Raw genomic sequence first — 25,571 nt, 5'->3', positions numbered from 1 at the left:
AAATAAGCTTCTGTCCCAACCACCTTTTTTCATTGTTTAACCTTCAGTTTTTATAACCGTTTTTTTGCCATCATTGATAATCACAGCAGTATGACTGGCAACTTGAACATCCTGTGCATCGTAATCTGTATCAGAGAAATTAGCAATAACAGAAAGTTTGTCACCAAATTCAGTTTTTTGAACGAGACGATTATCTGTCAATAGTTTAAAATCAGTCATTTCATGTTGCAATGCTGCTTTTTGGAAGGGGCTCCAGTGTTTAGCATTTTCCGAAATATCTTCTTTATGTTCTTCCCAACCTGATTTGTCGATATGAACCATCGGCGGTGTATTATATAGATATTCCTTCATACGACGTTCACCGACTTGTCCTTTGATTTTATAACTGTCCCACTCCCATTGATGGGAAGTAATCACAGAGCGATTGTAAACAAGTTTATACAGAGGAAGAGAGTACACAGGATCTGTATAGATCGCTTTGTATTCTTCTTTAATTGGTACGACTTTTTTATATTTTGTTGGAATACCACCATCTAATGCTGCATAGCTTCCTACATAGTATTCACTGTCTTTGTTTTCACGCATATCAGGATCTGACCACATGATGACCGGTGTTTCGATGCCATGAGCAAAGACCATCTCTTTTGACGCAAAATCATTTCCACCTTCTGACCCTACAACCAATCCATTTTGATTAAAATAATCCATTCGTTTTAAACGGCCAGCAACATCTTCATTTTGAGTGGTTAGATGTTCTGGGCTATAGTCATTATAAATTTCGCCAGCAGCATCTGTGTCTAAGAACCAAGAATTGAATGGGACACCATTTTGCGTAATTCCTTCAAATCGTTCTTTTACATCAGGAAAAATTTGTGTGGGATTAAGTTTGCGGCCTTTGCCTAAGAATCCTGCAACTTTTTCCCCATTTTTTTTAGTAACAGTTGCATCATCATATAACTTTTTATTAGGGAACGAAGCTGTGTTCCAATCAATGCTGGCATTTTCTTGAATAGATTGATAAGAATCATAAGGACCGATCAAGTAACCTTCATCAGCGGCTGTTTTGACCATCTCTGGATTCATTAATCCGTTGGCCCAGTTTGGTAAACCAATCCACGCATTTTCAACACCAGAAACCTTCATCTCTTTGAAAACATCAGAAGAAGTGGCTTGTCCCCATTGGTCAAGTGGGGGAGTTAGATCACTTAAGACTCCTGCTAGTAGATGTTTATTTAAGGTGTAGCGTTCTTGTTCGCTTAGGTTATCGATTCCTTTGTTTATCAATTTTTGAGCTTGTGCATCTGGGTTTTTGAAGATATCTTTTGTATAAAATTGTGGATATAGTAGTACATAATTGATAGAGGTTAAGAAGGTATTTTTTTCAAATTTGTACCCTTCGTTGTTTTTAAAAGCGGCTAACGCTTTTAGATATTCTTCAGAACCATCTTCTCCGTATTTTTCTAATAGTTCGCCAATCCATTTGAAAATTGGCTCGTCTATTAATTGAGGTAATTTCGCCCATTTGATATCTTCTGTGGTTAAAATTCGGCTATTCCAATAATAAACTTGAATCGCACCACGCATTTTTTTGATTTCTGGATTGTCTTTTTCTTTTTCATCTAAGGTTTTAAATTCCCCTCGATCGATTCGATCCATTTGGTATGTTTTGGCAATGGCAACAGGGTCGTTATCAGTCACATAAAGCCGGTAATTTAAGGTTTTATTTTTATCAAAACCGATAAAATGATGACTGGCTTCAAGGGTAAGATGAGGTTCTGTTTGGGTTAAAAGATCGCTATTAAATGTATTGTCCATTACAAAAGTAGTTGCAAAGGTTTGCTGGTTTGTTGTGAAAAAACTCATCGAAAAGGCTTCACTCATCGCTAATTCTTCATTTTGCTTAAAGTAAGCAAGCCATTCTTTTTGATCATTAGGAATGGTTTTTCCTTCTGCGATAGGTAATACATAGTTGCTAGCATCTAGCTTAGGCCAGTTAAATGTTGTGTCTTGGTCTGAAAGACTAGTAAGCGAGACTGCTAGATGATTTTTTTCTTTTTTTAGTTTAACGCTGATTTGTTCCGTTGGGTATGTCCAACTGATTTCGTCATGACTTTTCTTTAAATTACTGACTTCTTTCTTGTTTTGAGGTTTAGAGACTTCAGCTTGTTCGCCATTTTCAGTAATCGTTACGGCAAAGGTTGCTGGGTCAACATCAAAAGAAAAATCTGTTTTGGCATACGTTTCATTTTTTGCGACTTCACTGTTGATACTTGACTTCTCAGGATGATTACTCGCTTTTGATTGAGTAAAATGACAAGCAGATAATGAGAAGGTAAGCAGTGCTAAAGATGAATAGATGGTAAGTTTTTTCATAGTTTCCTCCTAGATTTAAAAAATAGCTAAAGGCAACAACAGCTCATTTTATTCACTGTGTTTTAAAGCAAAGTTAAGACAAGCTTTCGTTGTCTAATTAATTCTAACAAGGCTATGTTACAGAAAAATGCCAAAATCGGGTAAAAAAAGAGGTAGGGCATGACTATATGAGTCATATCCTACCCTTGATTAAACGTTGCAAATAAAAGTGAGCAGTGTTTTCTTTAAACTGTTTTTTCTTTATAAAAATGTAACACAAAGATTAATGTTTGGTGGACTAACCGTGCTTCGATTGTAAACCCATGATCATCCATGATTGATTGGACGATTGAAAGACCGAGTCCTGTGCCGGAAAGATTTTTATTCCGTGATTTTTCATAAACATAAAAAGCTTCCCAGAGTTTGCTTAAATCAACATCGGGTGCTAAAGAGGTTTTATTGCTAATTGAAAACTCAACAAATTCATTTGTTTCCCGCCAACTTACTTGAATTTCTTTGTCTGTTGTATATTTTAGACTGTTCGTTAATAAGTTTTCAAAGACTCGTTTAATCAAAATAGGATCAGCATCAATTAATGAAAGAGGTGTATCTGTATCCGCTTCTAATAAGATAACTTCGTCTTTTTCCATTGCAGGTGTAAGTTCTACCACTGTCTGCTGCCAAGCATCTGACAATTGCATAGGGACTTTGTTAATGAGCTGACGTTGTTCTAATTTTGCATAATCCAACATTTGGTCAACAATATCGTTTAGACGTTGTGTTTGTTGTAAGATCACGTCTAAATAGGTGCCATCATCTAATCCGTCCTCAATACCAGAACCATAGGCTTTGATCAAAGCGATCGGTGTTTTTAATTCATGAGTCAAATCAGCGGTAAATTGTTTTAATTGTTCATTTTTAGCAAGTAAATTTTTTTGATAACTTGCCAGAGCAAAACTCATTTTATTAATGCTTTGTGCCAATTCACCAATTTCATTTGCAGGAATATCAGTGGTGGTAATAAAGCTTAACGCTGTAATCTCTTCAGCGACTTTTTTCAAGTTCACTAAAGGATCCGTTATTTTCCGAATAGAAATGTAAATCAACACAATAATCAAAAGCAAGGTAACGCTTAAAGAAATAAAATTAAAGGTATTAATCAAACTAGCTGTTTCTGAAAAATTCACTGTTGAAACGCCAACTAAATAAAAGGTATTATCAATTATTTGCATTTCTACTAAGAAACTGGATTTTTGTTTTCCTTGATCGAAGTTGCGTTGAATAGGCTGAGCGTTTGTTTGTAACTGGTCTAAGGTTTCTTGTGTAACCCAAAAACGATTTAAGGCAACTTTCTTTCGATTTAACTCGACATTCAATGCTTCGTTGAAATCATCAAGTGGCATACCATCTAATGGCTTAGTGATAATAGTTACTTGATTTGTATTTTCTAACTCGATGAGTTGTTGTGTCGATATAGGTTGTTCTTTAAGTTCGCTCATTACAGAGGTAATTTTGTGATCCATTTTTGAAAAATAGTAGTACGGAATGATTAGACTATTAAAAACAAACATAATAATAAAACTACCAATAATAATCAAAGAAAAGGTCACGGTAAGTGTTGTGCTGATTTTTCTAGTTTTCTTTTTCAATGAGATAGCCCACTCCTCTTTTTGTAGTGATGATCTCATCGCCGATTTTTTCACGAAGTCTTCTGATATGTGTATCTACTGTTCGTTCCACGCCATCATAATCCATTCCCCAAACGCCTACCAATAACTGTTCACGCGTTAAAATAGTTCCACGATTATTAACAAGCATCATAAGTAAATCAAATTCTTTTTTGGTTAAGTCTAACGGTTGCTCATTCTTCCAAACTTTTAAATGTGCAGGATCAACCAATAAATTCTTTACATAGAAGGAGTGAGTTAAACCAAGTAGTTTCTTAACACGTAATAATAAGACTTGAGGATGAAAAGGTTTGGTAATATAATCGTCAGCGCCACTGGATAAAGAAAGAAATTCATCTTCTCCTGTTGTCTTAGCAGTAAGCATTAATAATTTTAAGGAACTTTCAGCTTTGATTGTTTTCATTACTTCAATGCCGTCGATTTTAGGCATCATCCAGTCAATAATTGCTAAGTCTAATTTTTCTTGATAAAAAATATCTAATGCTTTTTCACCATCTAAGGCTGTAAAAACAGTAAATCCAGCTTTTTTTAAATATGCACTAACGATTTGTACCATTTCTGGGCTATCATCGGCAACTAAAATATTCACAGTTAAAGACTCCTTTTAAAGTTTGGTTATTTTTTGTTTCAGGTATAAAAACTGACAAACAAGGATCAGTAAAAAAATGCCTATCACAGGAAGTGTTAGAAAAAGTAAAAAATAACTTGGCGGATATAAAACAGCCGCTATCCATGAAGTAGCAAAATGAAAAAATTGTAGATAGAGATAATCAGATAGAAGCATTCCTAAAATAATACATGGAATAACAAGTAAGAATGACTCAAAAAAGAACTCACTCGTTACTCGGACAGCTGAATTACCAAGCATCTTCTTAATGAGTAATTCTTTTTTATTTAATAAATAATTTTTTTGTAACTGAATACACAGTAAAGCTATACCAAACAACAAAAGACCTAAGCTAAAAATCATGAAGCTGATTTTTAAACTTGTTAATAAGGTGATTAAATGGTCACTAGAATCCGTCTGCAATAACGAATCTGTCGAATGTTTAGCTTCTAGTGCACGCTGTTTTTCAAGAGATTCAAAATGAATCAAATTGATCCAAATACGAAAGACTATGGTCAGTATACAAGCATACACGAAAGAGAAAAATCCCTTAGAAAAAGCTGCTCCTTTATTTCTAAGGAGCGTAATGCTACTGTCTTTTAAAACATAATACATTTTATACATAAGTGTTGGCCTTTCTTAAATTCAGAATAACAGGTTCCAGTCAGAAAGTCGTGTGATCTGACTAGGATTACTTATCATATCTATTTAACTCAAATTCTTCTATTAATTCAATTAATTTTTCAGCATAGTCTGGATCCGTTGCATAGCCACCATTTTGTAAAGCTACAGCTGCTTCACGGTAATTTTTACTGGTTTTTATCCCATCATAGGTTCCACCTTTTAAAAATTCCATATGATCGACCATTGATTCTTGGATCGTTTCATATTTTTTAAAAGAATCATCAATAGTAATCCGTTCGCCATCGATAAATTCATCAGTAGGCATAATACTTGCTTGATCATTAAAAGATCCTTTAATTCCAAATAAATTATTTGCTTCAACCGCCAAATCACTGCGCCCCCAATCAGATTCTAAGATTGCTTGAGCAATTGTAATACTTGCAAATAAATGTGTTTCCTTTTGTAATTTCTTCGCTTCAGATGCTATTTCATCAATAAAAATCTGCTGATAAGCAGTTGCTTCGTCTTGGATGGGTTGTTCTTCTTTATTTAGAATAAGAAAAATACTAGCAAATGAAAGAAGCAGAATCAATAATAAGGGGAGAATATTCTGTTTTTTTAAAATTCCTTGATTCATATATAATAAACCTCTTTTCTTAGTTATGAGCGGTAAAACTAGCTCTGTTGTCTCGTATTCCTTAATAGCTATTTAGTGAATATATTTAGTATAGAGGTTCAATGTTACAAAAATATGCCAAATAAATTAATAATTATGTGCCTTTCTTAAGAAATAATTCAGTTTGATTAAGAGTTAACACGATTCTTTTTTCATAATAAAAAGAAGAAACAAATTTCTTTACAACGTTTAGAAAATCATTTATGATTGTTTTTAAAGATACCCCATAGGGTATGTAGGAGGGCATTATGTTTTCATTTTTTAAAGGAAATTCAATTAGTACACATGAACTTCAAGAGAAGTTGGCATCAAAAGTAGAAGTAATCGATGTTCGAGAGAAGACAGAATTTTCTTCAGGACACATACCTGGCGCAAAAAATATACCCCTAGGTAAGATAACTTCGTATACAAAAAAAGGCAGTGATCCAGTGTATGTGATTTGCCAATCTGGAATGAGAAGTCGTCAGGCTGTGAAAAAACTAAAGAACAAAGGAATCGAAGCAATCAACGTCAAAGGCGGTATGAGCGCATGGCGTGGTGAAGTCAGAGGAGGAAAATTATAATGCGTGTAGTAATCATTGGTGGTGTAGCTGGCGGTATGTCTGCTGCAACTAGATTAAGAAGATTATCTGAGGAAATCGAAATCATCGTGTTGGAAAAAGGTCCCTATGTTTCATTTGCAAATTGTGGACTTCCTTATTATGTATCAGGAGAAATCAGCGAACGATCAGAATTGATCCTACAAACACCAGAACAATTGAAAAGAAGATTTAACATTGACGTTTATCCAGAAACAGAAGCAATCAACATCGATCGCCAAAACAAAACAGTTTTGACAAAATCTAACGAAAAGGAAGAAGAAATCAGCTATGATAAATTGATTCTTTCTCCTGGTGCCGAACCAGTTATTCCGCCAATCGAAGGATTGAATGAGGCGACGAATGTTTATACATTAAGAAATGTTCCAGATGTTGATAAAATCGTTGCTGCAGTAAAAAATCAACAGCCTAAAAAGGCCGTAGTTATTGGTGCAGGATTTATCGGATTAGAAATGGCAGAAAACTTACAACACTTAGGCATTGAGGTTACCCTAGTAGAGGCTGCACCACAAATCTTACCGCCTTTAGATGAAGAAATGGCCGCTTTTGTTGAAGCTGAATTGAAACAAAAGGGGATAACTGTTTATACTGGCGCAGCAGCAACGGCTTTTAAAAACGCAGGCAAACAAATTGAATTAAGCTCTAGAGACTCTATCGAAAGTGACTTCACGATTTTATCTATTGGAGTGAAACCATCTAGTTCTTTAGCTTCTGCCGCTGGTTTGGAAACAGGTCTAAGAGGTGGAATCGTTGTAGATCAAACCTATCAAACGAATGATCCAGATGTGTACGCCGTGGGTGATGCAATTATTGTCAAACAACAAATTACAGGAGAAGATGCTTTAATCTCTCTTGCTTCACCTGCAAACCGACAAGGGAGACAAGTCGCTGATGTGATTGCTGGCGTTTCGCGTAAAAACCAAGGAAGTATTGGAACAGCAATTGTTCGAGTGTTTGATCTAGCAGCAGCTAGTACCGGTCTAAGTGAACGACAATTACGCAATAGCAATTTGGAATATAAAGCAGTTCATACAACATCAAAAAGCCATGCGGGGTATTTTCCAGGAAGTCATCCTATCGTGATGAAGCTTTTATTTCATCCGACATCTGGAAAAATTTATGGAGCCCAAGCAATTGGTGCTGACGGTGTAGATAAGAGAATCGACATTATTGCCACAGCAATCAAAGCAGGTCTAACTGTGATGGATCTGCCTGAGTTGGAATTTACTTATGCACCGCCATTTGGCTCAGCGAAAGATCCAGTCAATATGATTGGCTATGCAGCAGTGAATATTGTTGAAGGTTTTTCTGAAAACATCCAATATTATGAATTAAAAGAAGCAATAGAAAAAGGTGCATTTTTGCTTGATGTGAGAAATCCAGGTGAGTTGAAGAACAATGGCTCGTTGCCTGATGCAAAAAATATTCCTTTAGATGAATTAAGAGAACGCTTGGCTGAATTACCAGCGGATAAAGAAATCATCGTTAGCTGTCAAAGTGGTCAACGTAGTTATCTAGCAGAACGTATTTTAAAAAATAATGGATTCCACGTGAAAAATTTAGATGGAGCATTTCAAATTTATAGCACAATTTACCCTCAGGAGGTTATTAAATAATGTATAAATCAATCATGATCGACGAATTTGAACAATTGGAAAAAAGAAATGACTTAGCAATCATAGATGTTCGTGAAGAGGATGAATATGTTTCAGGACACATCAAAGGTGCCAAAAATATGCCACTAAGTAACTTGCAAGAAACCGCAGAAACATTAGACAAAAATCAGCCGTACTATATTATTTGTCTTTCTGGTGGACGATCACAAATGGCGAGTGAACATTTTTCTTCATTAGGGTACGATGTAACCAATGTAATGGGCGGGATGTCTGCTTGGAGAGGAGACGTTGTTGATGGCATGTGATCCTAAATTAGCCAATCGTTTAAAACGCTCAGAAGGACAAATTCGGGGAGTTTTAAAAATGATGGAAGAAGGAAAAGACTGCCGAGAAGTCGTGACGCAATTAATGGCCGTTCGCTCAAGTATCGATAAAGTGATTGGACTTGTTGTGACTGAAAACTTAAAGCAATGTATGGAAGATAAAGAGATTGATCTTGCTGGAGAAGAAATGGCAAAAGCCTTAGAGATGATTGTAAAAACGAGATAAGCTAAAGAAGCAGAGAGTAGCCAAAGGCGTTCTCTGTTTTTTAGTGGATACAATTTTATAACGACTAATATTTCAACATAAAAATTTATATTTTTGTCGTGAAATGAAAAAATTTGTGTTGTTCGCTCTAGAATTGTCTAATTAAGTGCAACAATGTAAAAATTTCTGGCTTTAGAAATTTGTAATCGATTTTCACAAAAAAAAGAAGTTCTTTTCATTTTCTTTAGAAAGTCTTTCTAAAATGGTGAAAAACTATGTTTATAGCATAATAAAAATGATACTCTTAAACCAAATTGAAGGGGGGAATTATCTCATGAAAGCTATTGTAATAGGTGCATATGGTCACATAGGATCTTACTTAGTTCCAAAACTAATAAGAGCAGGCTATGAAGTAATAGCAATAAGTAGAGGAAAGAGTAAACCTTACACGCAAGATATTTTATGGGAAAAGGTAACGCACATCACTATGGACAGGAGCAAGGAACCTAACTTTCCAGAGCAGATTGCGGCATTAAAAGGAGATATTGTCATTGATTTAATTAATTTCACTGTAGAAGATACTCATTTAATGATTGCAGCATTAAAAGAAACAGACATTAGTCATTATCTGTACTGTTCATCCATTTGGGCTCATGGACGAGCAGCGATTCTTCCTACAGATCCCAATAGCAAAAAATATCCGCTAGACGAATATGGTAGCCAAAAATATGAGAGTGAAAAACTACTAAAAAATGAATATCTCACAAATGGATTTCCAGCCACTATTATTATGCCAGGACAAATATCCGGACCTGGATGGACAATCATTAATCCTTTGGCAAATCATGATCCAGAGATTTTTCAAAAGATAGCAAATGGTGAGACAATTTACTTACCAAACTTTGGAATGGAGACGTTACATCATGTTCACGCTAGCGATGTGGCACAAATATTTGTGGACGCTATCAACCATAGGGAGTCAGCATTGGGAGAAAGTTTTCATGCCGTGGCAGAAGATTCACTCACTCTCTTTGGTTATGCGCAAGCTACCTATCACTATTTTAACAAAGAGCCCAAAATCAAATTTTTATCTTGGGAAAAGTGGTGTGAGTTAATAAATAATGAAGATTATATAGATAAAACCTATTATCATATTGCTAGAAGTGGAAAATACAGTATTGAAAATGCAAAAGATCGAATCAACTATTCTCCTGAATATTCCACTTTGGAAGTAATAAAAGAAAGCTTAAAAAGTTACATTGATAACGAATGGATTTCAGTTAAAAACTAACTGTCCTCCCGAACGATTTGATTATCTATTTGGCGCAGCTCTGTAGCTTGTGCCAATTTTATTTTATACTCATAGTTTTCTTCAAAATTGATAGCAAAATAACAGGAATATAGCGCGTCTAAAACTAAGGAAATAGACTCTATAGAAGAAAAACCAGCAATTTTTGAAAACGATTTTTCTCGTGTAGTGACATGTAGCGTAATATCAGCGAGCCTAGATAATTGATTGTCTCCAATACTTGTAATAGCAATAATTGGAACCTTATTTTGTTTAAGCAGCTGAACTGTTTTAAACAGTGGATCAGATTCACCAGAATAAGAAATAAAAATGGCACAGTCTTTATTTGTCGTCATAACAGCTTCTTGAAACATTGTATTTTGGATTGGGTAAATTTCAGTCTTTTTATTAATATGTCTCATCTTAAAGACAAATTCTTCTCCTAAAAATATCAAATTAGAAAGACAAAATATCTTTACAGTATCATGAGTTTCAATTAGACGAATCGCCTTCTGTAAGGAATCGTGGTGTATTAGTGTAAGTGTATCTTTCAAACTCTCAGTCTTGAGTTGCGCTACTTTATTAGTAATTGCCATGATAGAGTCACTTTTTTTAAATGGTAAATTTGCATCCAAATTTTTGAAATTTGAGTCTAAATAGGCTATTTCATTTAAGAACTCTTTTTTTAATTCACTCCAACCTTTAAAATCAAGCTTTTTAGCTATTCTTGATAGCAATGAAGGCGAAGTATACGTTTCTCCAGCAATCATGGTTGTAGAGTATTTTTCTATCGATTCTCGCTTTTCCAACATGAAATCTACAACCATTTTTTCGGTTGGAGAAAATCGAGTAAGTTCTATTTTCTCTAGTAATAACATTAAATCACTCCTCTGTATAAATTCTATAAAAAAAATCAACCTTGTCAAACTTCTTTTTGTACTTAAAAAATTGTTAATAAAAAGCACAATAATCAACAAATTTGAATTAATCTTGCCGAAGCATCATAAAAAATTTCATATGGTGTTTTCCAACCTAAACACTTTCTAGGTCGATTATTTAGTTTGGAAACAACAGATTCAATGTATTTTTCTGATACGGGTGTCATATCTGAACGTTTGGGTAAGTATTTCCATATTAATCCATTTGTATTTTCATTCGTTCCACGCTGCCATGGAGACCATTGCTCTTCAAAAAGTAGTTTACGAATGGTTTCTTTATAGGGTGACTGATCTAAGATTCTCTTTCTCCCGCATTTCTGCTTATTCTTATGATACGATTTTTGCGCTAGAGAATGCGAATAAGCTCTAAACTTTGTAGTATTCCTCTTAAGTTCTCTCATAACAGTTGAAGGGCTTCTTTTAATTAAGCGCCCAATTCTACGAATAGTAAAACCAAAACCATGATAGAGAAAAATCATTTCTCGCTCACGTATAGTAAGGTGTGTGTATGAAGTCATAGCTGAATACCTCCTAGTTAATATAATTCGTCAACACCATTATAACAGGCTTTTTCACCTATAAATTTTAGTGTTGCACTTAAATTATACATTCTAGCTTGCAAAAAGAACGTATGTTTGCTATTCTGTTATTTAGAGGGAGGGATCAGTATGAGTACAGCGTTCAGTGTGACTAAATGGGATGAACAACCAGCAGATGAAACAAATCTAGACTTTCCTGTTAATCGAGTTCAAGCAGAATACGAGCTTGAAGGAGATTTAGAAGGAAGAGCTTGGATCGAATATCTTTTATACTATCTAGAAAGCAATAAAGAAGACGGACATCTTGCGACAGCAAGGATAACTGGATTTTTACACTTTGAAGGCCACTATAAAGGAAAAACAGGAACCTTTACTGCGGCTGAAAAAGGAATTTTCGATAAAGGAGCGCTGGATTCTCCGGGAATGATCATTAAAAGTTCAGGAGAATTACAAGGCTTAACTGGTTCTTATCAATATGATTTTATTGGTGAAAATAGCCAGTTGATTTTGGATTTCAAGTTCGATGAATAATCTATCTAGATTGTTTTATATTATGCATTATCTTAGTGTGCATAATAAAGTTAAAGCGACGATGTTGGCAGAACAATTAGAAGTTTCGACGCGAACGATCTATCGTGATATCGATACACTCTCTGCTTTAGGATTTCCAGTATACGCTCAAAATGGACGAGATGGTGGGATTCGATTACTGGATACACACCATCTGTCTGCAACATTTGTCGATGACAAAGAACAAGACCAAATAATGTTTGCATTGCAAAATTTAGGAGCTACCAACCTACAAAGTGTCGATACATTAGTTACTAAGCTATCTTCTTTATTTAGAAAACAAGTAGATCAATGGATCGATATTGATTTTTCTACATGGGGACGAGAGGATGAAACAGCTGTGATCCAATCAATTTCTGAGGCCAAGAAGTTAAAGAAATGTCTCATTTTTTCTTATACCGATAGCAAAGGGAGGCAGACTAGCCGAAAAGTTATGCCAAATAAATTGCTATTTAAACAAAATGCTTGGTACTTAGCTGCGTATTGTTGTGTTAAAAAAACGACTCGCCTTTTTAAATTGAGAAGAATGGTTGAGGTAATAATTTCTGAAACTGATATTGATGAAGCTTGTTTGATCAAAGATTATCAGCCTGAATTTGCTAAAATTTGTGTGGAATTTAAGATAAGCAATGATCTATTTTATCGAGTACAAGAAGATTTAGTAGATATTGAGATAGAGCAAAAAGAACAGTATACGAAAGTAAAAACATGGCAGCCGGAAGGAACTTGGCTGATTTCATATTTATTATCCTTTGGCAGTGCAATTGAAGTGTTGGCACCAAATAAGCTAAAAGAACAAATCAAAGAAGAGATTATCAAAACCAACCAAATCTATTTTGATCCTGTCTGATGAATTCCTCTTGAAATATAGGCTATTGCTTGAGATAATAGCTAAGAAAAGAGGGATCATATGGGACAAATTTGGCTTGAACGATTAGTACGTTGGAATGCAAAAATTCAAAAGTTGCTCATAGGAAGATATGGACAAATGGATCAACTAAATAAGACATTATTGAAAAGTGCGTTGATCCTACTGCTTCTTAATCTATTTTTACCAACATCAATTGCTTTTTGGTTAGCGTTCCTTTTGTTGATTTGGATGAATTATCGCTTTTTATCCAAAAGAATTTATCCAAGAGCAAATGAGAATACCCGTTTTATTCAAAGAAAGCAGCAATTAGGAAAAAAATTTACTAATGTAAAAATAAAATTCCAAGAACGCAAAACACATACGTATTTCAAATGCCCGACTTGTAAACAACAATTACGTGCACCAAAAGGCAAAGGTAAAATCAAAGTTACTTGTTCAAGTTGCAAAGGACAATTTTATAAAACCGTGTAATAAAAAAACTTCTAAGAGCCTGATAAGCTTTAAGAAGTTTTTTATTATGGAATGACGAACGATATTTTATTTATAAAATGTATTGTTCAGTTTTTTTTGCTAATAAATCTGTGACATATGATATAATAAAAAAACAATCTAGCTTTTAATTTAGGGGGAAAATACATGCGCGCAGTATTAACAGTTATTGGGAAAGACAAAGTGGGAATAATCGCTGGAGTCAGTCAGAAATTAGCCACGTTAGATATAAATATTCTTGATGTCTCTCAAACCATTATGGATAGCTATTTTACAATGATGATGGTTTTGGAAATCACAAAAGAAAAAAACGATTTTGAAGCAATTCGTTCGGAATTAAACGCTTTAGGTGAAAAGCTGGGCGTAACTATCAGTATTCAAAATGAAGAAATCTTCAATGTTATGCATAAGTTATAATAATCAGCAAACGATTTTCTTTTCAATTGGAGTAACATGAAGCTTGTGCATTTTAAATTTAGGAGGAAATAACTTGGAGACAAATCAGATTTTAGAAACCATCCGTATGATCGAAGAAGAAAATTTAGATATTAGAACAATCACGATGGGGATCTCTTTACTAGACTGTATTGATAGCGATAGTGAAAAAGCATGTCAAAAAATTTATGATAAGATCACTCGTTTAGCTAAGAATCTAGTAAAGGTTGGAATAGAAATCGAGGCGGAATATGGGATTCCGATTATTAATAAACGAATTTCGGTGACACCGATTGGCATTATTGCTGCAGCAAGTTCTGATTCAGACTATGTCAAATACGCTAAAATACTAGATAAAGCAGCTCAAGCCGTGGGTGTTAATTTTATTGGTGGTTTTAGTGCTCTAGTTGAAAAGGGATATCAACATGGAGATGAGATTTTGATCAATTCAATTCCAAATGCTTTAGCAGAGACAGAATTTGTTTGTGCTTCAGTCAATGTTGGTTCTACGCGAGCTGGAATTAATATGGATGCCGTTGCCCATATGGGACAAATCATCAAAGAAACAGCTAAAAAGTCAGATATGGGTTGTGCTAAATTAGTTGTCTTTGCCAATGCAGTGGAAGATAATCCATTTATGGCGGGTGCTTTTCATGGAGTTGGGGAGGCTGATTGTGTGATTAATGTTGGCGTTAGCGGTCCAGGTGTGGTCAAACGTGCGTTAGAAAAAGTCAAAGGAGAACCATTTGATGTTGTAGCAGAAGTGGTTAAACAAACTGCGTTTAAAATTACCCGTATGGGACAATTAGTAGGGAAAATTACTTCAGAACGCTTGAATGTTCCTTTTGGCATTGTTGATTTATCCTTAGCACCAACTCCAGCTATTGGTGATAGCGTAGCTTATATCTTAGAAGAAATGGGCTTAGAAAGTGTGGGAACACATGGAACAACTGCAGCGCTGGCCTTGTTAAATGATGCGGTCAAAAAAGGCGGCGTAATGGCTTGCAATCATGTAGGTGGGTTATCGGGTGCGTTTATTCCAGTCTCAGAAGACGCTGGAATGATTGCTGCAGTCAATAACGGCGCATTAAATCTGGAAAAATTGGAAGCGATGACGGCAATTTGTTCTGTTGGGCTAGATATGATTGCCATTCCTGGTGAGACTTCGGGTGAAACTATTGCTGCAATGATTGCTGATGAAGCAGCAATTGGTGTCATCAATCATAAAACAACGGCGGTCAGAATCATTCCGGCAAATGGAACTAAGGTTGGTGACATGGTAGAATTTGGTGGACTGCTAGGGCGAGCCCCTGTTATGAAAGTAAACAAATATAGCTCAACAGATTTTATTTTACGTGGCGGACGTATTCCTGCGCCAATCCATTCGTTTAAAAATTAGATTAAAAAATATTTTCTTAGTCTTTGTGAAAAAAAGAAATATGTTATACTATATACAAAAGAAAATAAAGATGCCAAAGTTTTACCTGTTTAAAGAGTAGTATCCATTAAATTAAAAAGAAAAAGGGGATTTAAAACGTGGAAATAAAACGTCAACAAGAAGTTGTAGAGGCTTTTCATTATGATATGCGCACAGAAGAAATGGGAGAAGTAGAAACAGATCTAAGAGTAGGTTTTTCACCAATTGAATCTACAGATGAGAACTATCCAAAAGAAAATTCAATCATTGCTGCTCGTTTAGAGTTTCGTTTGGTTTTTGAAGAATATGTTTTATCAGGTTCTGTTAGCCAAATCAACCATATCATTAATCATAAAATTGAAAAACAAGAAGATATTAGTCAAGAAGAAGTGGATGAATTAGTAAGTCCATTATTTAATATTGTTCAACGTATGGCCTATGAAATTACTGAAATCGCATTAGATAAACCTGGAATTCAATTGAATTTCCAATCTTCAGAAGCTGAATAAAAGAAGTAAGAAAAGAGTTTGTGATAGCATTTAGCTATCACAAACTCTTTTTACTATCATTAGCCAAACAAAATAGTACCCTTAAGCTTTTTAAATCAGTTACAATAGAGTTATCACTAAAAATAAGTCTTTTTATTTTTAGGGGGTACACTGAAGAGTGTTCTCCGGGAACCTTTACTTCCTTTGATGTACTTGTCATTTAATTTGCGCTAGCTGCACAGTCTAGCTTTTTTGAAAAAAGATAAAATAAGCCTGTGACAAAAAGTCGTCACAAACCTATTTTCTGTCAGAGCTGAATGAGTTCGCTGCGCTTTAAAATTTAGGAGGGAAAAAAATGACAACACTCATCACTGTTTTAGTGGTTCTAATCTTTTTAGCTGTGTTATATGTATTTTATCGCATGCAAGCAAAACATTTGAAGTTTTCAACTCGTGTGTTTGCAGCATTAGGTGTAGGGATCGTATTGGGAGCAATTATTCAATTTACTTTCGGCACCAAAGATGAAGTCACAACACAAGCGATGGAATGGATTGGAATCGTAGGTAATGGTTATGTAGCATTTTTACAAATGCTCGTAATCCCTTTAGTTTTTGTTTCAATCGTTGGGGCATTTACTAAAATGAAAGAATCCAAGCAACTAGGCAAAATCAGCTTTACTGTTCTAGCAACATTATTAGGAACAACAGCCGTGGCTGCGTTGATTGGAATTGGAACCACTTTACTATTTGGTTTACAAGGAGCAAAGTTTACAGAAGGAACGGCAGAAACGGCACGTATCGCAGAACTTGCGACACGACAGGAAACCGTTGAAAACCTATCAATTCCTCAACAAATTTTAGCTTTTATTCCTAAAAATGTCTTTGCAGACTTTGCTGGAACTCGTCCAACAAGTACGATTGGTGTCGTGATTTTTGCGGCGTTTGTTGGTGTAGCCTACTTAGGTGTAAAAAGAAAAGCACCGAAAGAAGGAGAGTTTTTTGCAAATCTAATTGATAGTCTATATAAAATTACGATGCGTATCGTTACGTTGGTTTTACGTTTAACACCATATGGCGTGTTAGCATTAATGACCAATGTTGTAGCGACAAGCGATTTTGATGCTATTCTTAACTTAGGTAAATTTGTTTTAGCATCCTATACGGCATTGATTATTGTGATGCTTGTCCATTTATTGATCTTAGTTTTTGCTAAAGTAAATCCGGTGAACTACTTGAAAAAATCCTTTCCTGTATTGAGTTTTGCTTTTACTTCGAGATCAAGTGCAGGAGCATTGCCGTTAAATATTGAAACACAAACAAAAGCATTAGGTGTTGATGATGCAACGGCTAACTTTGCGGCAAGTTTTGGTTTGTCTATCGGACAAAATGGCTGTGCTGGCGTTTATCCCGCGATGTTGGCAACGATTGTTGCACCGTCAGCTGGAATTAATGTTTTTAGCATAGAATTCATTTTGATGTTAGTTGCGATTGTAACCATCAGTTCATTTGGTGTTGCCGGTGTTGGCGGCGGCGCAACATTCGCATCCTTGATCGTATTAGGTGCAATGAACTTACCCGTTGCAATTGTCGGTTTAGTGATTTCAGTAGAGCCATTGATTGATATGGCTAGAACAGCTGTGAATGTTAGTGACAGTATGGTCGCTGGTATCGTGACTAGTTCACGGATCAATGAATTAGATCGTGACATTTTAAATGATAGTAATTTAGTTATTGAAGAAAATGCGTAAAAGGTGATTCACCACTCTTCCTTAAAGAGTTGTAGAAAAGGAAACACGGATCTGTAAAGATCCGTGCTTCCTTTTTTAGTCCCATGCTAAGTGCATGCCGACACCAACTTCTTCAATTGGAATTCGGTAATGAATTTTAGCTTTTGCTTGGAAAGAAACACAGTGACAAGGATAAAGTGATTCAATGGAATGATCCTCAAAATAATCAATCGTTTTTTCTAATTGCAGATCATCTTCAAATAAATGAAAACCACCAATGATACTTTTGATTGTTTGGTTACCTGTTACTTTTTTAGCGTATTCACAGATATTGCTAATACCACTGTGAGAACACCCTGTAATGATGTAAATTCCCTCTTGTCCTTCATAAACTAAAGCCGAATCATCCAACACATAATCAGGCGTAAATGTTTCTGATATCAATGTTTGTCCAACTTGTTTGCGTGGTTCAAAGTCGACAAGTTGAGGGATTTCACCAAGAAAAGTGATGTTTTCTGAAAGTTTTATTGGTTCTTTAGTAAGTTGGACATCGTAGTGTTGTTGAAGTTCTTCCAAACTCACAGCAGATCCAATGACTAAATCATCGTCTTTTTTCGGAAAGAAGGCTAGTGGGTGGGCAATAATTTCTGGCTTTTGTTTAGTAAAAGCTTTAGCTATCGTATTTAATCCACCTGTATGATCGTTATGACCATGAGAGAAGGCAAGTTTCGTAACTTGAGATAAGTCGATATCTAGCAACGCAGCATTTTTAATAAAGACATCACTATAGCCTGTGTCAAAAAGAATTTTTTCAGCGCCATCTTCGATATAAAAAGACAAAGCTGGTTCTCCATAATAATAATGATCGATATAAACATTGTTATCTACCAAAACAGTTAGTTTCATTTTTTTCTCCTTTTTAAAGCAAAAATATTTTCATAAAGTTTACCATAAGATATGATAGAAAGTATATAATAGAAATGAGTTATTGAATGTTTAATAATAACAAGGATGATCATTAATAGTCTAAAAGAGGAGAGAAAAGATGTTTACAAATCAAATCAAAATAATGTTATACGTAACAAATGTAGAAGAATCAAGTCAATTTTGGCAAAAAATCGGTTTTGTAGAGAAAGAAAGAGATGCTGTGGATGGAACATTAGTTGTGGAAATCGCACCTAGTGAAGGCTCAGATACAAGTATTGTTTTGTATGATTTAGAATTTATTCAACAACATTCTCCAGAAGTTGCTGGAAACACGCCGTCGTTGATGTTTTTTGCAGATGATGTAATGGAATTATACAAAAAAATGAAAGATGCTGGTGTAAGAGTTGGTGAATTAGTTCAATTGCCAACTGGGTTGGTTTTTAATTTTGCTGATAATGATGAGAATTATTTTGCAGTATCTGGGCAATAAAATCACTTGTTTAAGCTAGTGATTTAAATTAAAAAAATGTTGGGACCAAAAGTAACTCCATATGATTTTTAGGAGTTCAACGATGCTGTCCCAACTTTTTTATTTTTCTAAGGTTTTTAAATTAGATAAAGATTGGGGATTCTTTTGTTATCATTTGTTATTGATTTGTGTAAAAATCCACAAGCAAATAGCTCGCTTTTCATATTTCTTTTTTTATATACTTAGCACGTATGAATAGAAAATGAGAGCTGTCATGAGATTAATCAAACAATTCGGCAGTTTCTAAGAAAAAGGAGAAAGATATAATGGATTACCGTGTATTACTTTATTATAAATATACGACATTAGAAAACCCAGAAGAATTCGCTAAGGAGCATTTAGCGTTTTGTAAGTCGTTGAATTTAAAAGGTAGAATTTTAGTGGCGAATGAAGGGATTAACGGAACCCTTTCAGGAACCATTGCAGAGACTGATGCATATATGGAAGCGATGCTAGCTGATGAGCGTTTTAAAGACACGTATTTTAAAATAGATGAAGTAGCAGAAAATGCTTTCCACAAAATGTTTGTTCGTCCAAGAAAAGAATTAGTCTCTTTGAATTTAGAAGAAGATGTGAATCCCTTAGAAACAACGGGTAAATATCTAGAACCAGTAGAATTTAAAGAAGCTTTATTAGATGAAGATACAGTTGTCATTGATGCAAGAAATGATTATGAGTATGATTTAGGTCATTTTAGAGGCGCGGTTCGTCCAGATATTCGCAATTTTAGAGAGCTACCTCAATGGATTAGAGAGAATAAAGAGCAATTTATGGATAAAAAAATCGTTACCTATTGTACAGGTGGTATTCGTTGTGAGAAATTTTCCGGCTGGTTACTAAAAGAAGGATTCGAAGATGTTTCCCAGCTTCATGGAGGAATTGCCGTGTATGGGAAAGATCCAGCGACAAGAGGCGAATTATGGGATGGAAAGATGTATGTCTTTGATGAACGGATTAGTGTAGAAATCAATCATGTTGATAAAAAAGTCATCGGTAAAGATTGGTTTGACGGAACGCCTTGCGAACGTTACATTAACTGTGCCAATCCATTCTGTAATAAACAAATCTTAGCTTCAGAAGAAAACGAAGCTAAATATCTTGGCAGTTGTTCAGACGAATGTCGTCATCATCCTGCAAATCGCTATGTGGCAAAAAATGAACTAAGCGAACAAGAAGTAGCTGAAAGACTTGAAGCTATTGCAAATTAAATAACTAAACAGAAGTATATTTCTAAAAGCAGTGCTTCTGTTTTAGCGTTATAGCCCAGAACAATCAGTTTTGTTCTGGGCTATTTGATAGAAACCAAGTGAAAAATAGAATAAAGCCAGCTAAAAAGAATAGATTGACTAAAATAAAATGTGTAATAAAAAAATGAGAACGCTAAATGGTCCTCATTTTTTATTTAAGTTAGATATTCAAAACTTTATCCAAGAAATCTTTGGTTCGCTCATTTTGCGGATTTTCAAAGATTTGTTGTGGTGTGCCGTCTTCTAAGAAATTTCCACCATCAATGAACATTACACGATTCGCTACTTCTTTAGCAAAGCCCATTTCATGCGTTACAATCACCATCGTCATTCCTTGTTTAGCTAATTTCTTCATTACGTTTAGTACATCACCAACCATTTCAGGATCAAGCGCTGAAGTTGGTTCATCGAATAACATAATGTCTGGATTCATTGCTAAAGCACGAGCGATTGCGACACGTTGCTTTTGTCCACCAGATAAGGAGTCTGGATAGCTGTCTTTTTTATCGGCTAAGCCAACTGTTTCTAAAAGTTGAATGGCTTTTTCTTCTGCTTCTTTTTTGGAAAGGCGACCTAAATCTGTTGGTGCCAATGTAATATTTTCAATGATTGACAAATGTGGAAACAAATTGAAGTGTTGGAATACCATTCCGATATGTTGACGAACTTTGTTAATATTTGTATTTTTATCGGTTAGATTTGCACCATCAATAATAATATCACCGCTTGTTGCTTCTTCAAGCTGATTCAAGCAACGAAGAAACGTACTTTTTCCTGAACCAGAAGGACCGATGACGCAAACAACATCGCCTTCTTGTATTGAAACATTGATATCATTAAGAACGGTATTTTCCCCATAAGTTTTTACTAAATGTTCTACTAAAATTTTTTCAGCCATATTATTTCACCTTCTTTTCTAAAACTTTCGCTAATTTCGTCAAAGCGGTAATCAAGATTAGGTACATCATTGCAATTACAAAGTAAACCATTGTACTTTGTAAGTTTCTTGCGACAATGATTTTCCCTGTTTGCAATAACTCGATCAATCCAATCGCGGATAGAATCGTTGTATCTTTTAGAGAAATAACAAATTGATTGACGAAAGATGGAATCATAATTTTGATTGCTTGAGGTAGTATGATTTTTTGCATTGTACGGTTATAGGAAAGACCTAAACTGCGTGATGCTTCCATTTGACCAACTGGTACGGCATTAATCCCGCCACGTACGATTTCAGAAATATAAGCACTGGCGTTCAATGTAAGGGTAATAATTCCTGCAAGGAAGACTGGAATATTGAATCCTAAAATCCCTGGTAAACCGAAGTAGATAAAGAAGGCTAACACCATTAAAGGAATCCCGCGAATAATATCAACATAAACAGTAGAAATTACACGTAAAGCTTTCGATGGAGAAGCGCTAAATAATCCGAAGAGCACACCGACGATTAAGGCTAAAATAAATGAAATCAATGTCAATTGAATCGTCATCCACAATCCGCTTAAAAGTCGTTTCCAGTTGTTTTGGATCATGCCAACAAATGTTGATTCATCAACTTTGTTTTCAGAAGAACCATCTTTGACATATTTTCCAATGATTTTATCATACTCACCAGTACGTTTCAGTTCAGCTAGGCCTTCATTAAACATTTCAACTAATTCAGGATTTTTGCCTTTCTTAACAGCGAAACCGTATTTTCCACCTTCTTCACGTGGAATCGGTGTTGCTAATGGTTGTTTTTGAGCGACTCCATAACCAATTACTGGGTAATCGTCCATCATTGCATCAATTTCACCGATTTCAAGAGCGCTGTATAAAGCGTCTGTTGTATCTAGGTACTTAATTGAATAATCATATTTATTTTTATTTGCTTCAAGAAAATCAGCACTTTCAGTTCCGATTTTAGCACCGACTTTTTTGCCTTTTAACTCTTCATAAGAGTTGATTTTGTCGTTACCTTTTTTTACGGCAATTTGAATCCCGCTATTGAAATAAGGGGAAGAAAAATCAAATGATTTTTCACGTTCATCTGTAATCGTCATTCCAGCGATCATCCCATCGGCTTGACCGGATTCTACTGCTTGAACAGCTGAACTAAAACCAATAAATTTAAACTCAATATTAAAATCTTGCAGTTCAGCAATTCGGTTCACTAAATCAACATCGATTCCTTCGTATTTTCCATCAGCATTTTGAAATTCAAATGGAGCAAACGTGGAATCACTGGCAATAACATAGGTCTCTTTTTTCGGAGCAATTTTTTTCATTTTAGCGTCCGATTTAGATTCCGATTCTGTTCCAGTAGCAATGTATTTACTGATAATTTCATCATATTTACCTGATGCTTTTAATTTTTTCAATCCAGCATTGAATTTTTCGATCAACTCTTTATTTTGCCCTTTTTTAACAGCAAAACCATAAGAACTGCCTGTTTCTTTTTCTCCAACTAATTGGAGTTTTTGTCCATTAGTAATAGCATAGCCTAAAACAGGATAATCATCAAAAATAGCATCGGCTTCACCATTTTCAAGGGACTGATAAAGACCCGTAGCATCATCGAAGTTTTTAATTGTGTAACCATATTTTTCTTGATTTTTTTCTAAAAAAGTTGCGCTTTCTGTTCCAACTTTTGCCGCAACTGTTTTTCCTTTCAACTCTTTATAATTTTTGATTTTGTCGTTGCCTTTTTTGACAGCCATCTGTAAGCCGCTATCAAAATAAGGATCAGAGAAGTCGAATGATTTTTTTCGTTCATCTGTAATACTCATGCCAGCAATCATACCATCCACTTGATTTGATTGAACTGCTTGAATGGCACTGTCAAAGCCAAGAGGTTTTTGATTGACTTTAAATTCTTGATCTTTAGCAATCGCTTTAAGTAAGTCGATATCAATTCCGATATACTCACCCTTAGAATCTTGGAATTCAAAAGGAGCAAAAGTCAAATCAGTTCCTATATTATATGTTTTTTCCTCAGCCTGAGCAGACTGCCCAAGTGTAAATGTTAGTAGACTTGCCATCATTACAATGAATGAAAGTAAAAAGTGTTTCCTTTTCATAAAATACCTCCTATATTTGCATATTGGATAATTATATAGTAAAAAAAGGCAAAAGCACAAGTCATTGACTAAGATAAAGTTAAAAAAAACTGATTTTCTAACATCTTATGTAACGAAACCTGACATGGACGTTGTCGGAATTAAGCAAATATTAATCTATAATTTTTTTGAAAATGCGTATACGCATTTTATTCTAAAACTAGCGAAAATATGTTCGGTATGGTAAAATAATGACAGAAGTTTCGCTTAAGTAAAAATTAAGAGGAGGAGAATAAATGATAGAAAGAGAGACCTCCAATACATTTGACTTAGTATCAAAATATAAGCCAGATGGAGATCAACCAGAAGCCATCAAAAAATTAGTTGAAGGTGTCGAAGGTGGCGAAAAAGCCCAAATTTTACTCGGTGCGACTGGAACAGGAAAAACTTTTACGATTTCCAATGTCATTACAGAAGTCAATAAGCCGACATTGGTCATTGCTCATAATAAAACATTAGCTGGACAGCTTTATGGAGAATTTAAAGAATTCTTTCCTAATAATGCGGTCGAGTATTTTGTTAGTTATTATGACTATTATCAACCAGAAGCCTATGTTCCCTCTAGTGATACATATATAGAAAAAGATGCTAGCATCAATGACGAAATTGATAAATTGCGACATTCTGCGACTAGTTCATTATTAGAAAGAAATGATGTAATCGTAGTTGCTTCTGTTTCATGTATTTTTGGTTTAGGTGACCCAAAAGAGTATAGTGAACAAGTTGTTTCCATTCGTGTTGGGATGGAAATGGATCGCAGCCAGTTATTAACCGATTTAGTTAATATTCAATTTGAACGAAACGATATTGATTTTCAGCGCGGTCGTTTTCGGGTGCGAGGAGATGTTGTTGAAATTTTTCCTGCCTCAAGAGATGAACATGCTTTAAGAGTTGAATTTTTTGGCGATGAAATTGAGCGGATTCGTGAAGTTGACGCATTAACAGGAGAAGTTATCGGGGAAACCGAACATGTGGCCATTTTTCCAGCAACCCACTTTGTAACCAATGAAGATCATATGGAACACGCCATTTCTCAGATTCAACAAGAATTGGATGAGCGGTTAAAAGTTTTACGTAGTGAGAATAAACTATTAGAAGCACAACGTTTAGAGCAACGAACGAATTATGATATTGAGATGATGAGAGAGATGGGGTATACATCTGGTATCGAAAATTACTCTCGCCATATGGATGGTCGTTCAGAAGGGGAACCGCCATATACCTTGATCGATTTCTTTCCAGATGATTTTTTACTGGTGATTGATGAATCCCATGTAACCATGCCTCAAGTTCGCGGTATGTATAATGGTGACCGAGCTAGAAAACAGATGTTAGTTGATTATGGTTTCCGTTTGCCTAGTGCGTTAGACAACAGACCATTACGTTTAGAAGAATTTGAAAAGCATGTGCATCAAGTTGTTTACGTTTCTGCAACACCAGGTCCATATGAGTATGAACAAACAGATACAGTGATTCCCCAAATTATTCGTCCTACAGGGCTGTTAGATCCATTGATCGAAGTTCGTCCAATTATGGGACAAATTGATGATTTAGTTGGTGAAATTCATGAGCGTGTCGAAAAAAATCAGCGTGTATTTATTACAACACTGACCAAGAAAATGTCAGAAGATTTAACGGATTACTTGAAAGAATTGGGAATTAAAGTGAAGTATCTCCATAGTGATATCAAAACGTTGGAGCGTACGGAAATTATTCGTGATCTACGATTAGGGGAGTTTGATGTATTAATTGGAATCAATTTACTTCGTGAAGGTCTGGATGTTCCTGAAGTGTCATTGATTGCGATTTTAGATGCAGATAAAGAAGGCTTCTTAAGAAGTGAACGTTCATTGATCCAAACAATTGGACGAGCTGCCCGAAACGCAGACGGAAGAGTCATCATGTATGCAGACAAAATAACCGATTCCATGCAAAAAGCAATCGATGAAACAGCGCGCCGTCGCTCAATCCAAGAAAAATATAATGAAGAGCATGGTATCGTACCGAAAACCATTATTAAAGAAATTCGTGAGTTGATCTCCATTACCAAGACGGACGAAAAAGGAGAACCATTTAAAATCGATAAATCTTATCACGAACTAACTCGTCAAGAAAAAGCTGATTTATTGATGAAACTAGAAAAAGAGATGAAAGATGCGGCTAAGGCATTAGATTTTGAAACCGCAGCAACATTAAGAGATACGATTCTGGAATTGAAAGCAGCGGATTAAAAAATAGCTTTGATATTTGATAGAAGTAAGGTTAGTTTCGATCTTAATATTCTTCAAGTGCTAAAGCACTAAGAATTGAAGGTCGGAT

Annotated in this window: 25 protein-coding genes; 15 read left to right on the top strand and 10 right to left on the bottom strand. The window is 35.1% G+C overall.

Annotation, left to right across the window (positions count from 1 at the left end; all coding sequences use genetic code 11):
* Nucleotides 1-36 precede the first annotated feature (36 nt).
* The 5 genes from A5880_RS03225 to A5880_RS03205 all read right to left on the bottom strand — a co-directional run bounded on the left by A5880_RS03225 (nucleotide 37) and on the right by A5880_RS03205 (nucleotide 5,908).
* Nucleotides 37-2,373, bottom strand: a complete 2,337-nt coding sequence (locus tag A5880_RS03225; protein WP_086331773.1) for a glycoside hydrolase — start codon at nucleotides 2,371-2,373, stop codon at nucleotides 37-39.
* A 224-nt stretch (nucleotides 2,374-2,597) separates the two neighbouring features.
* Nucleotides 2,598-4,001: a sensor histidine kinase gene (locus A5880_RS03220; RefSeq protein ID WP_086331772.1), complete on the bottom strand. Its 1,404-nt coding sequence runs from the start codon at nucleotides 3,999-4,001 to the stop codon at nucleotides 2,598-2,600.
* Nucleotides 3,985-4,629 carry a response regulator transcription factor gene (locus A5880_RS03215; protein ID WP_086331771.1) on the bottom strand — a complete coding sequence of 215 codons (645 nt, stop codon included), beginning with the start codon at nucleotides 4,627-4,629 and terminating at the stop codon, nucleotides 3,985-3,987. The genes A5880_RS03220 and A5880_RS03215 overlap by 17 nt, the downstream gene beginning before the upstream one ends.
* 15 nt (nucleotides 4,630-4,644) lie before the next feature.
* On the bottom strand, nucleotides 4,645-5,271 hold the full coding sequence (locus A5880_RS03210; protein WP_086331770.1) for an FtsX-like permease family protein: 627 nt from the start codon (nucleotides 5,269-5,271) through the stop codon (nucleotides 4,645-4,647).
* A gap of 67 nt (nucleotides 5,272-5,338) precedes the next feature.
* Nucleotides 5,339-5,908, bottom strand: a complete 570-nt coding sequence (locus tag A5880_RS03205) for a glycoside hydrolase family 73 protein (protein WP_086331769.1) — start codon at nucleotides 5,906-5,908, stop codon at nucleotides 5,339-5,341.
* Between the two features lie 287 nt (nucleotides 5,909-6,195).
* Between A5880_RS03205 and A5880_RS03200 the strand changes: the two genes are divergently transcribed.
* From A5880_RS03200 to A5880_RS03180, 5 genes are all read left to right on the top strand, one after another.
* Nucleotides 6,196-6,510 (top strand): rhodanese-like domain-containing protein, encoded by a 315-nt coding sequence (locus A5880_RS03200; RefSeq protein ID WP_086331768.1) that lies wholly within the window; start codon nucleotides 6,196-6,198, stop codon nucleotides 6,508-6,510.
* On the top strand, nucleotides 6,510-8,162 hold the full coding sequence (locus A5880_RS03195) for an FAD-dependent oxidoreductase (protein WP_086331767.1): 1,653 nt from the start codon (nucleotides 6,510-6,512) through the stop codon (nucleotides 8,160-8,162). Before A5880_RS03200 ends, A5880_RS03195 begins: the two co-directional genes overlap by 1 nt.
* Nucleotides 8,162-8,467, top strand: coding sequence for a rhodanese-like domain-containing protein (locus tag A5880_RS03190; RefSeq protein WP_086331766.1), 306 nt, complete (start codon nucleotides 8,162-8,164; stop codon nucleotides 8,465-8,467). The genes A5880_RS03195 and A5880_RS03190 overlap by 1 nt, the downstream gene beginning before the upstream one ends.
* Nucleotides 8,457-8,711, top strand: a complete 255-nt coding sequence (locus tag A5880_RS03185; RefSeq protein ID WP_086331765.1) for a metal-sensitive transcriptional regulator — start codon at nucleotides 8,457-8,459, stop codon at nucleotides 8,709-8,711. Before A5880_RS03190 ends, A5880_RS03185 begins: the two co-directional genes overlap by 11 nt.
* Nucleotides 8,712-9,024: 313 nt before the next feature.
* A complete protein-coding gene (locus A5880_RS03180; RefSeq protein ID WP_086331764.1) occupies nucleotides 9,025-9,981 on the top strand; it encodes an NAD-dependent epimerase/dehydratase family protein in 957 nt (318 codons plus the stop codon).
* Here the strand turns inward: A5880_RS03180 and A5880_RS03175 are convergent.
* Both A5880_RS03175 and A5880_RS03170 read right to left on the bottom strand, forming a co-directional pair.
* Entirely contained in the window at nucleotides 9,978-10,856 is an 879-nt protein-coding gene (locus A5880_RS03175; RefSeq protein WP_086331763.1) for a MurR/RpiR family transcriptional regulator, read from the bottom strand. The genes A5880_RS03180 and A5880_RS03175 overlap by 4 nt on opposite strands.
* A 92-nt stretch (nucleotides 10,857-10,948) precedes the next feature.
* Complete coding sequence (locus A5880_RS03170) at nucleotides 10,949-11,434, bottom strand: helix-turn-helix domain-containing protein (RefSeq protein WP_086331762.1); 486 nt, start codon at nucleotides 11,432-11,434, stop codon at nucleotides 10,949-10,951.
* Between the two features lie 150 nt (nucleotides 11,435-11,584).
* On the opposite strand from A5880_RS03170, the gene A5880_RS03165 reads away from it, so the two are divergent.
* The 7 genes from A5880_RS03165 to A5880_RS03135 all read left to right on the top strand — a co-directional run bounded on the left by A5880_RS03165 (nucleotide 11,585) and on the right by A5880_RS03135 (nucleotide 17,472).
* Nucleotides 11,585-11,986 carry a DUF3224 domain-containing protein gene (locus A5880_RS03165; protein ID WP_086331761.1) on the top strand — a complete coding sequence of 134 codons (402 nt, stop codon included), beginning with the start codon at nucleotides 11,585-11,587 and terminating at the stop codon, nucleotides 11,984-11,986.
* Nucleotides 11,979-12,875 (top strand): helix-turn-helix transcriptional regulator, encoded by an 897-nt coding sequence (locus A5880_RS03160; RefSeq protein WP_086331760.1) that lies wholly within the window; start codon nucleotides 11,979-11,981, stop codon nucleotides 12,873-12,875. Before A5880_RS03165 ends, A5880_RS03160 begins: the two co-directional genes overlap by 8 nt.
* A gap of 60 nt (nucleotides 12,876-12,935) precedes the next feature.
* On the top strand, nucleotides 12,936-13,367 hold the full coding sequence (locus A5880_RS03155; RefSeq protein WP_086331759.1) for a hypothetical protein: 432 nt from the start codon (nucleotides 12,936-12,938) through the stop codon (nucleotides 13,365-13,367).
* A gap of 165 nt (nucleotides 13,368-13,532) precedes the next feature.
* The gene (locus tag A5880_RS03150; protein ID WP_086331758.1) at nucleotides 13,533-13,802 is read left to right on the top strand and encodes an ACT domain-containing protein; all 270 of its coding nucleotides are present in this window, start codon (nucleotides 13,533-13,535) and stop codon (nucleotides 13,800-13,802) included.
* Between the two features lie 73 nt (nucleotides 13,803-13,875).
* On the top strand, nucleotides 13,876-15,219 hold the full coding sequence (locus A5880_RS03145; RefSeq protein ID WP_086331757.1) for a PFL family protein: 1,344 nt from the start codon (nucleotides 13,876-13,878) through the stop codon (nucleotides 15,217-15,219).
* A gap of 137 nt (nucleotides 15,220-15,356) precedes the next feature.
* The gene (locus A5880_RS03140; protein WP_086331756.1) at nucleotides 15,357-15,746 is read left to right on the top strand and encodes a DUF1149 family protein; all 390 of its coding nucleotides are present in this window, start codon (nucleotides 15,357-15,359) and stop codon (nucleotides 15,744-15,746) included.
* Nucleotides 15,747-16,080: 334 nt separating this feature from the next.
* Complete coding sequence (locus A5880_RS03135) at nucleotides 16,081-17,472, top strand: L-cystine transporter (protein WP_086331755.1); 1,392 nt, start codon at nucleotides 16,081-16,083, stop codon at nucleotides 17,470-17,472.
* Nucleotides 17,473-17,547: 75 nt separating this feature from the next.
* Here A5880_RS03135 and A5880_RS03130 read toward each other — a convergent pair whose 3' ends face one another.
* Complete coding sequence (locus A5880_RS03130) at nucleotides 17,548-18,357, bottom strand: MBL fold metallo-hydrolase (RefSeq protein WP_086331754.1); 810 nt, start codon at nucleotides 18,355-18,357, stop codon at nucleotides 17,548-17,550.
* A 139-nt stretch (nucleotides 18,358-18,496) separates the two neighbouring features.
* On the opposite strand from A5880_RS03130, the gene A5880_RS03125 reads away from it, so the two are divergent.
* Nucleotides 18,497-18,868: a VOC family protein gene (locus A5880_RS03125; protein WP_086331753.1), complete on the top strand. Its 372-nt coding sequence runs from the start codon at nucleotides 18,497-18,499 to the stop codon at nucleotides 18,866-18,868.
* 305 nt (nucleotides 18,869-19,173) lie between these two features.
* The gene (gene trhO, locus A5880_RS03120) at nucleotides 19,174-20,115 is read left to right on the top strand and encodes an oxygen-dependent tRNA uridine(34) hydroxylase TrhO (RefSeq protein ID WP_086331752.1); all 942 of its coding nucleotides are present in this window, start codon (nucleotides 19,174-19,176) and stop codon (nucleotides 20,113-20,115) included.
* Between the two features lie 199 nt (nucleotides 20,116-20,314).
* Here the strand turns inward: trhO and A5880_RS03115 are convergent, their stop codons facing one another.
* Together A5880_RS03115 and A5880_RS03110 are read right to left on the bottom strand one after the other, a co-directional pair.
* On the bottom strand, nucleotides 20,315-21,052 hold the full coding sequence (locus A5880_RS03115; RefSeq protein WP_086331751.1) for an amino acid ABC transporter ATP-binding protein: 738 nt from the start codon (nucleotides 21,050-21,052) through the stop codon (nucleotides 20,315-20,317).
* Nucleotide 21,053: 1 nt separating this feature from the next.
* On the bottom strand, nucleotides 21,054-23,213 hold the full coding sequence (locus A5880_RS03110; protein ID WP_086331750.1) for an amino acid ABC transporter substrate-binding protein/permease: 2,160 nt from the start codon (nucleotides 23,211-23,213) through the stop codon (nucleotides 21,054-21,056).
* A gap of 275 nt (nucleotides 23,214-23,488) precedes the next feature.
* On the opposite strand from A5880_RS03110, the gene uvrB reads away from it, so the two are divergent.
* Complete coding sequence (gene uvrB / locus A5880_RS03105) at nucleotides 23,489-25,483, top strand: excinuclease ABC subunit UvrB (protein ID WP_086331749.1); 1,995 nt, start codon at nucleotides 23,489-23,491, stop codon at nucleotides 25,481-25,483.
* The last annotated feature ends 88 nt before the right edge of the window (nucleotides 25,484-25,571 follow it).

The sequence above is a fragment of the Enterococcus sp. 4G2_DIV0659 genome (assembly GCF_002140715.2).
GTDB classification, from domain to species: domain Bacteria; phylum Bacillota; class Bacilli; order Lactobacillales; family Enterococcaceae; genus Enterococcus_L; species Enterococcus_L mansonii.
Note: the sequence above shows the minus strand (reverse complement) of the source record. Positions and strands in the feature narration are given on the sequence as shown.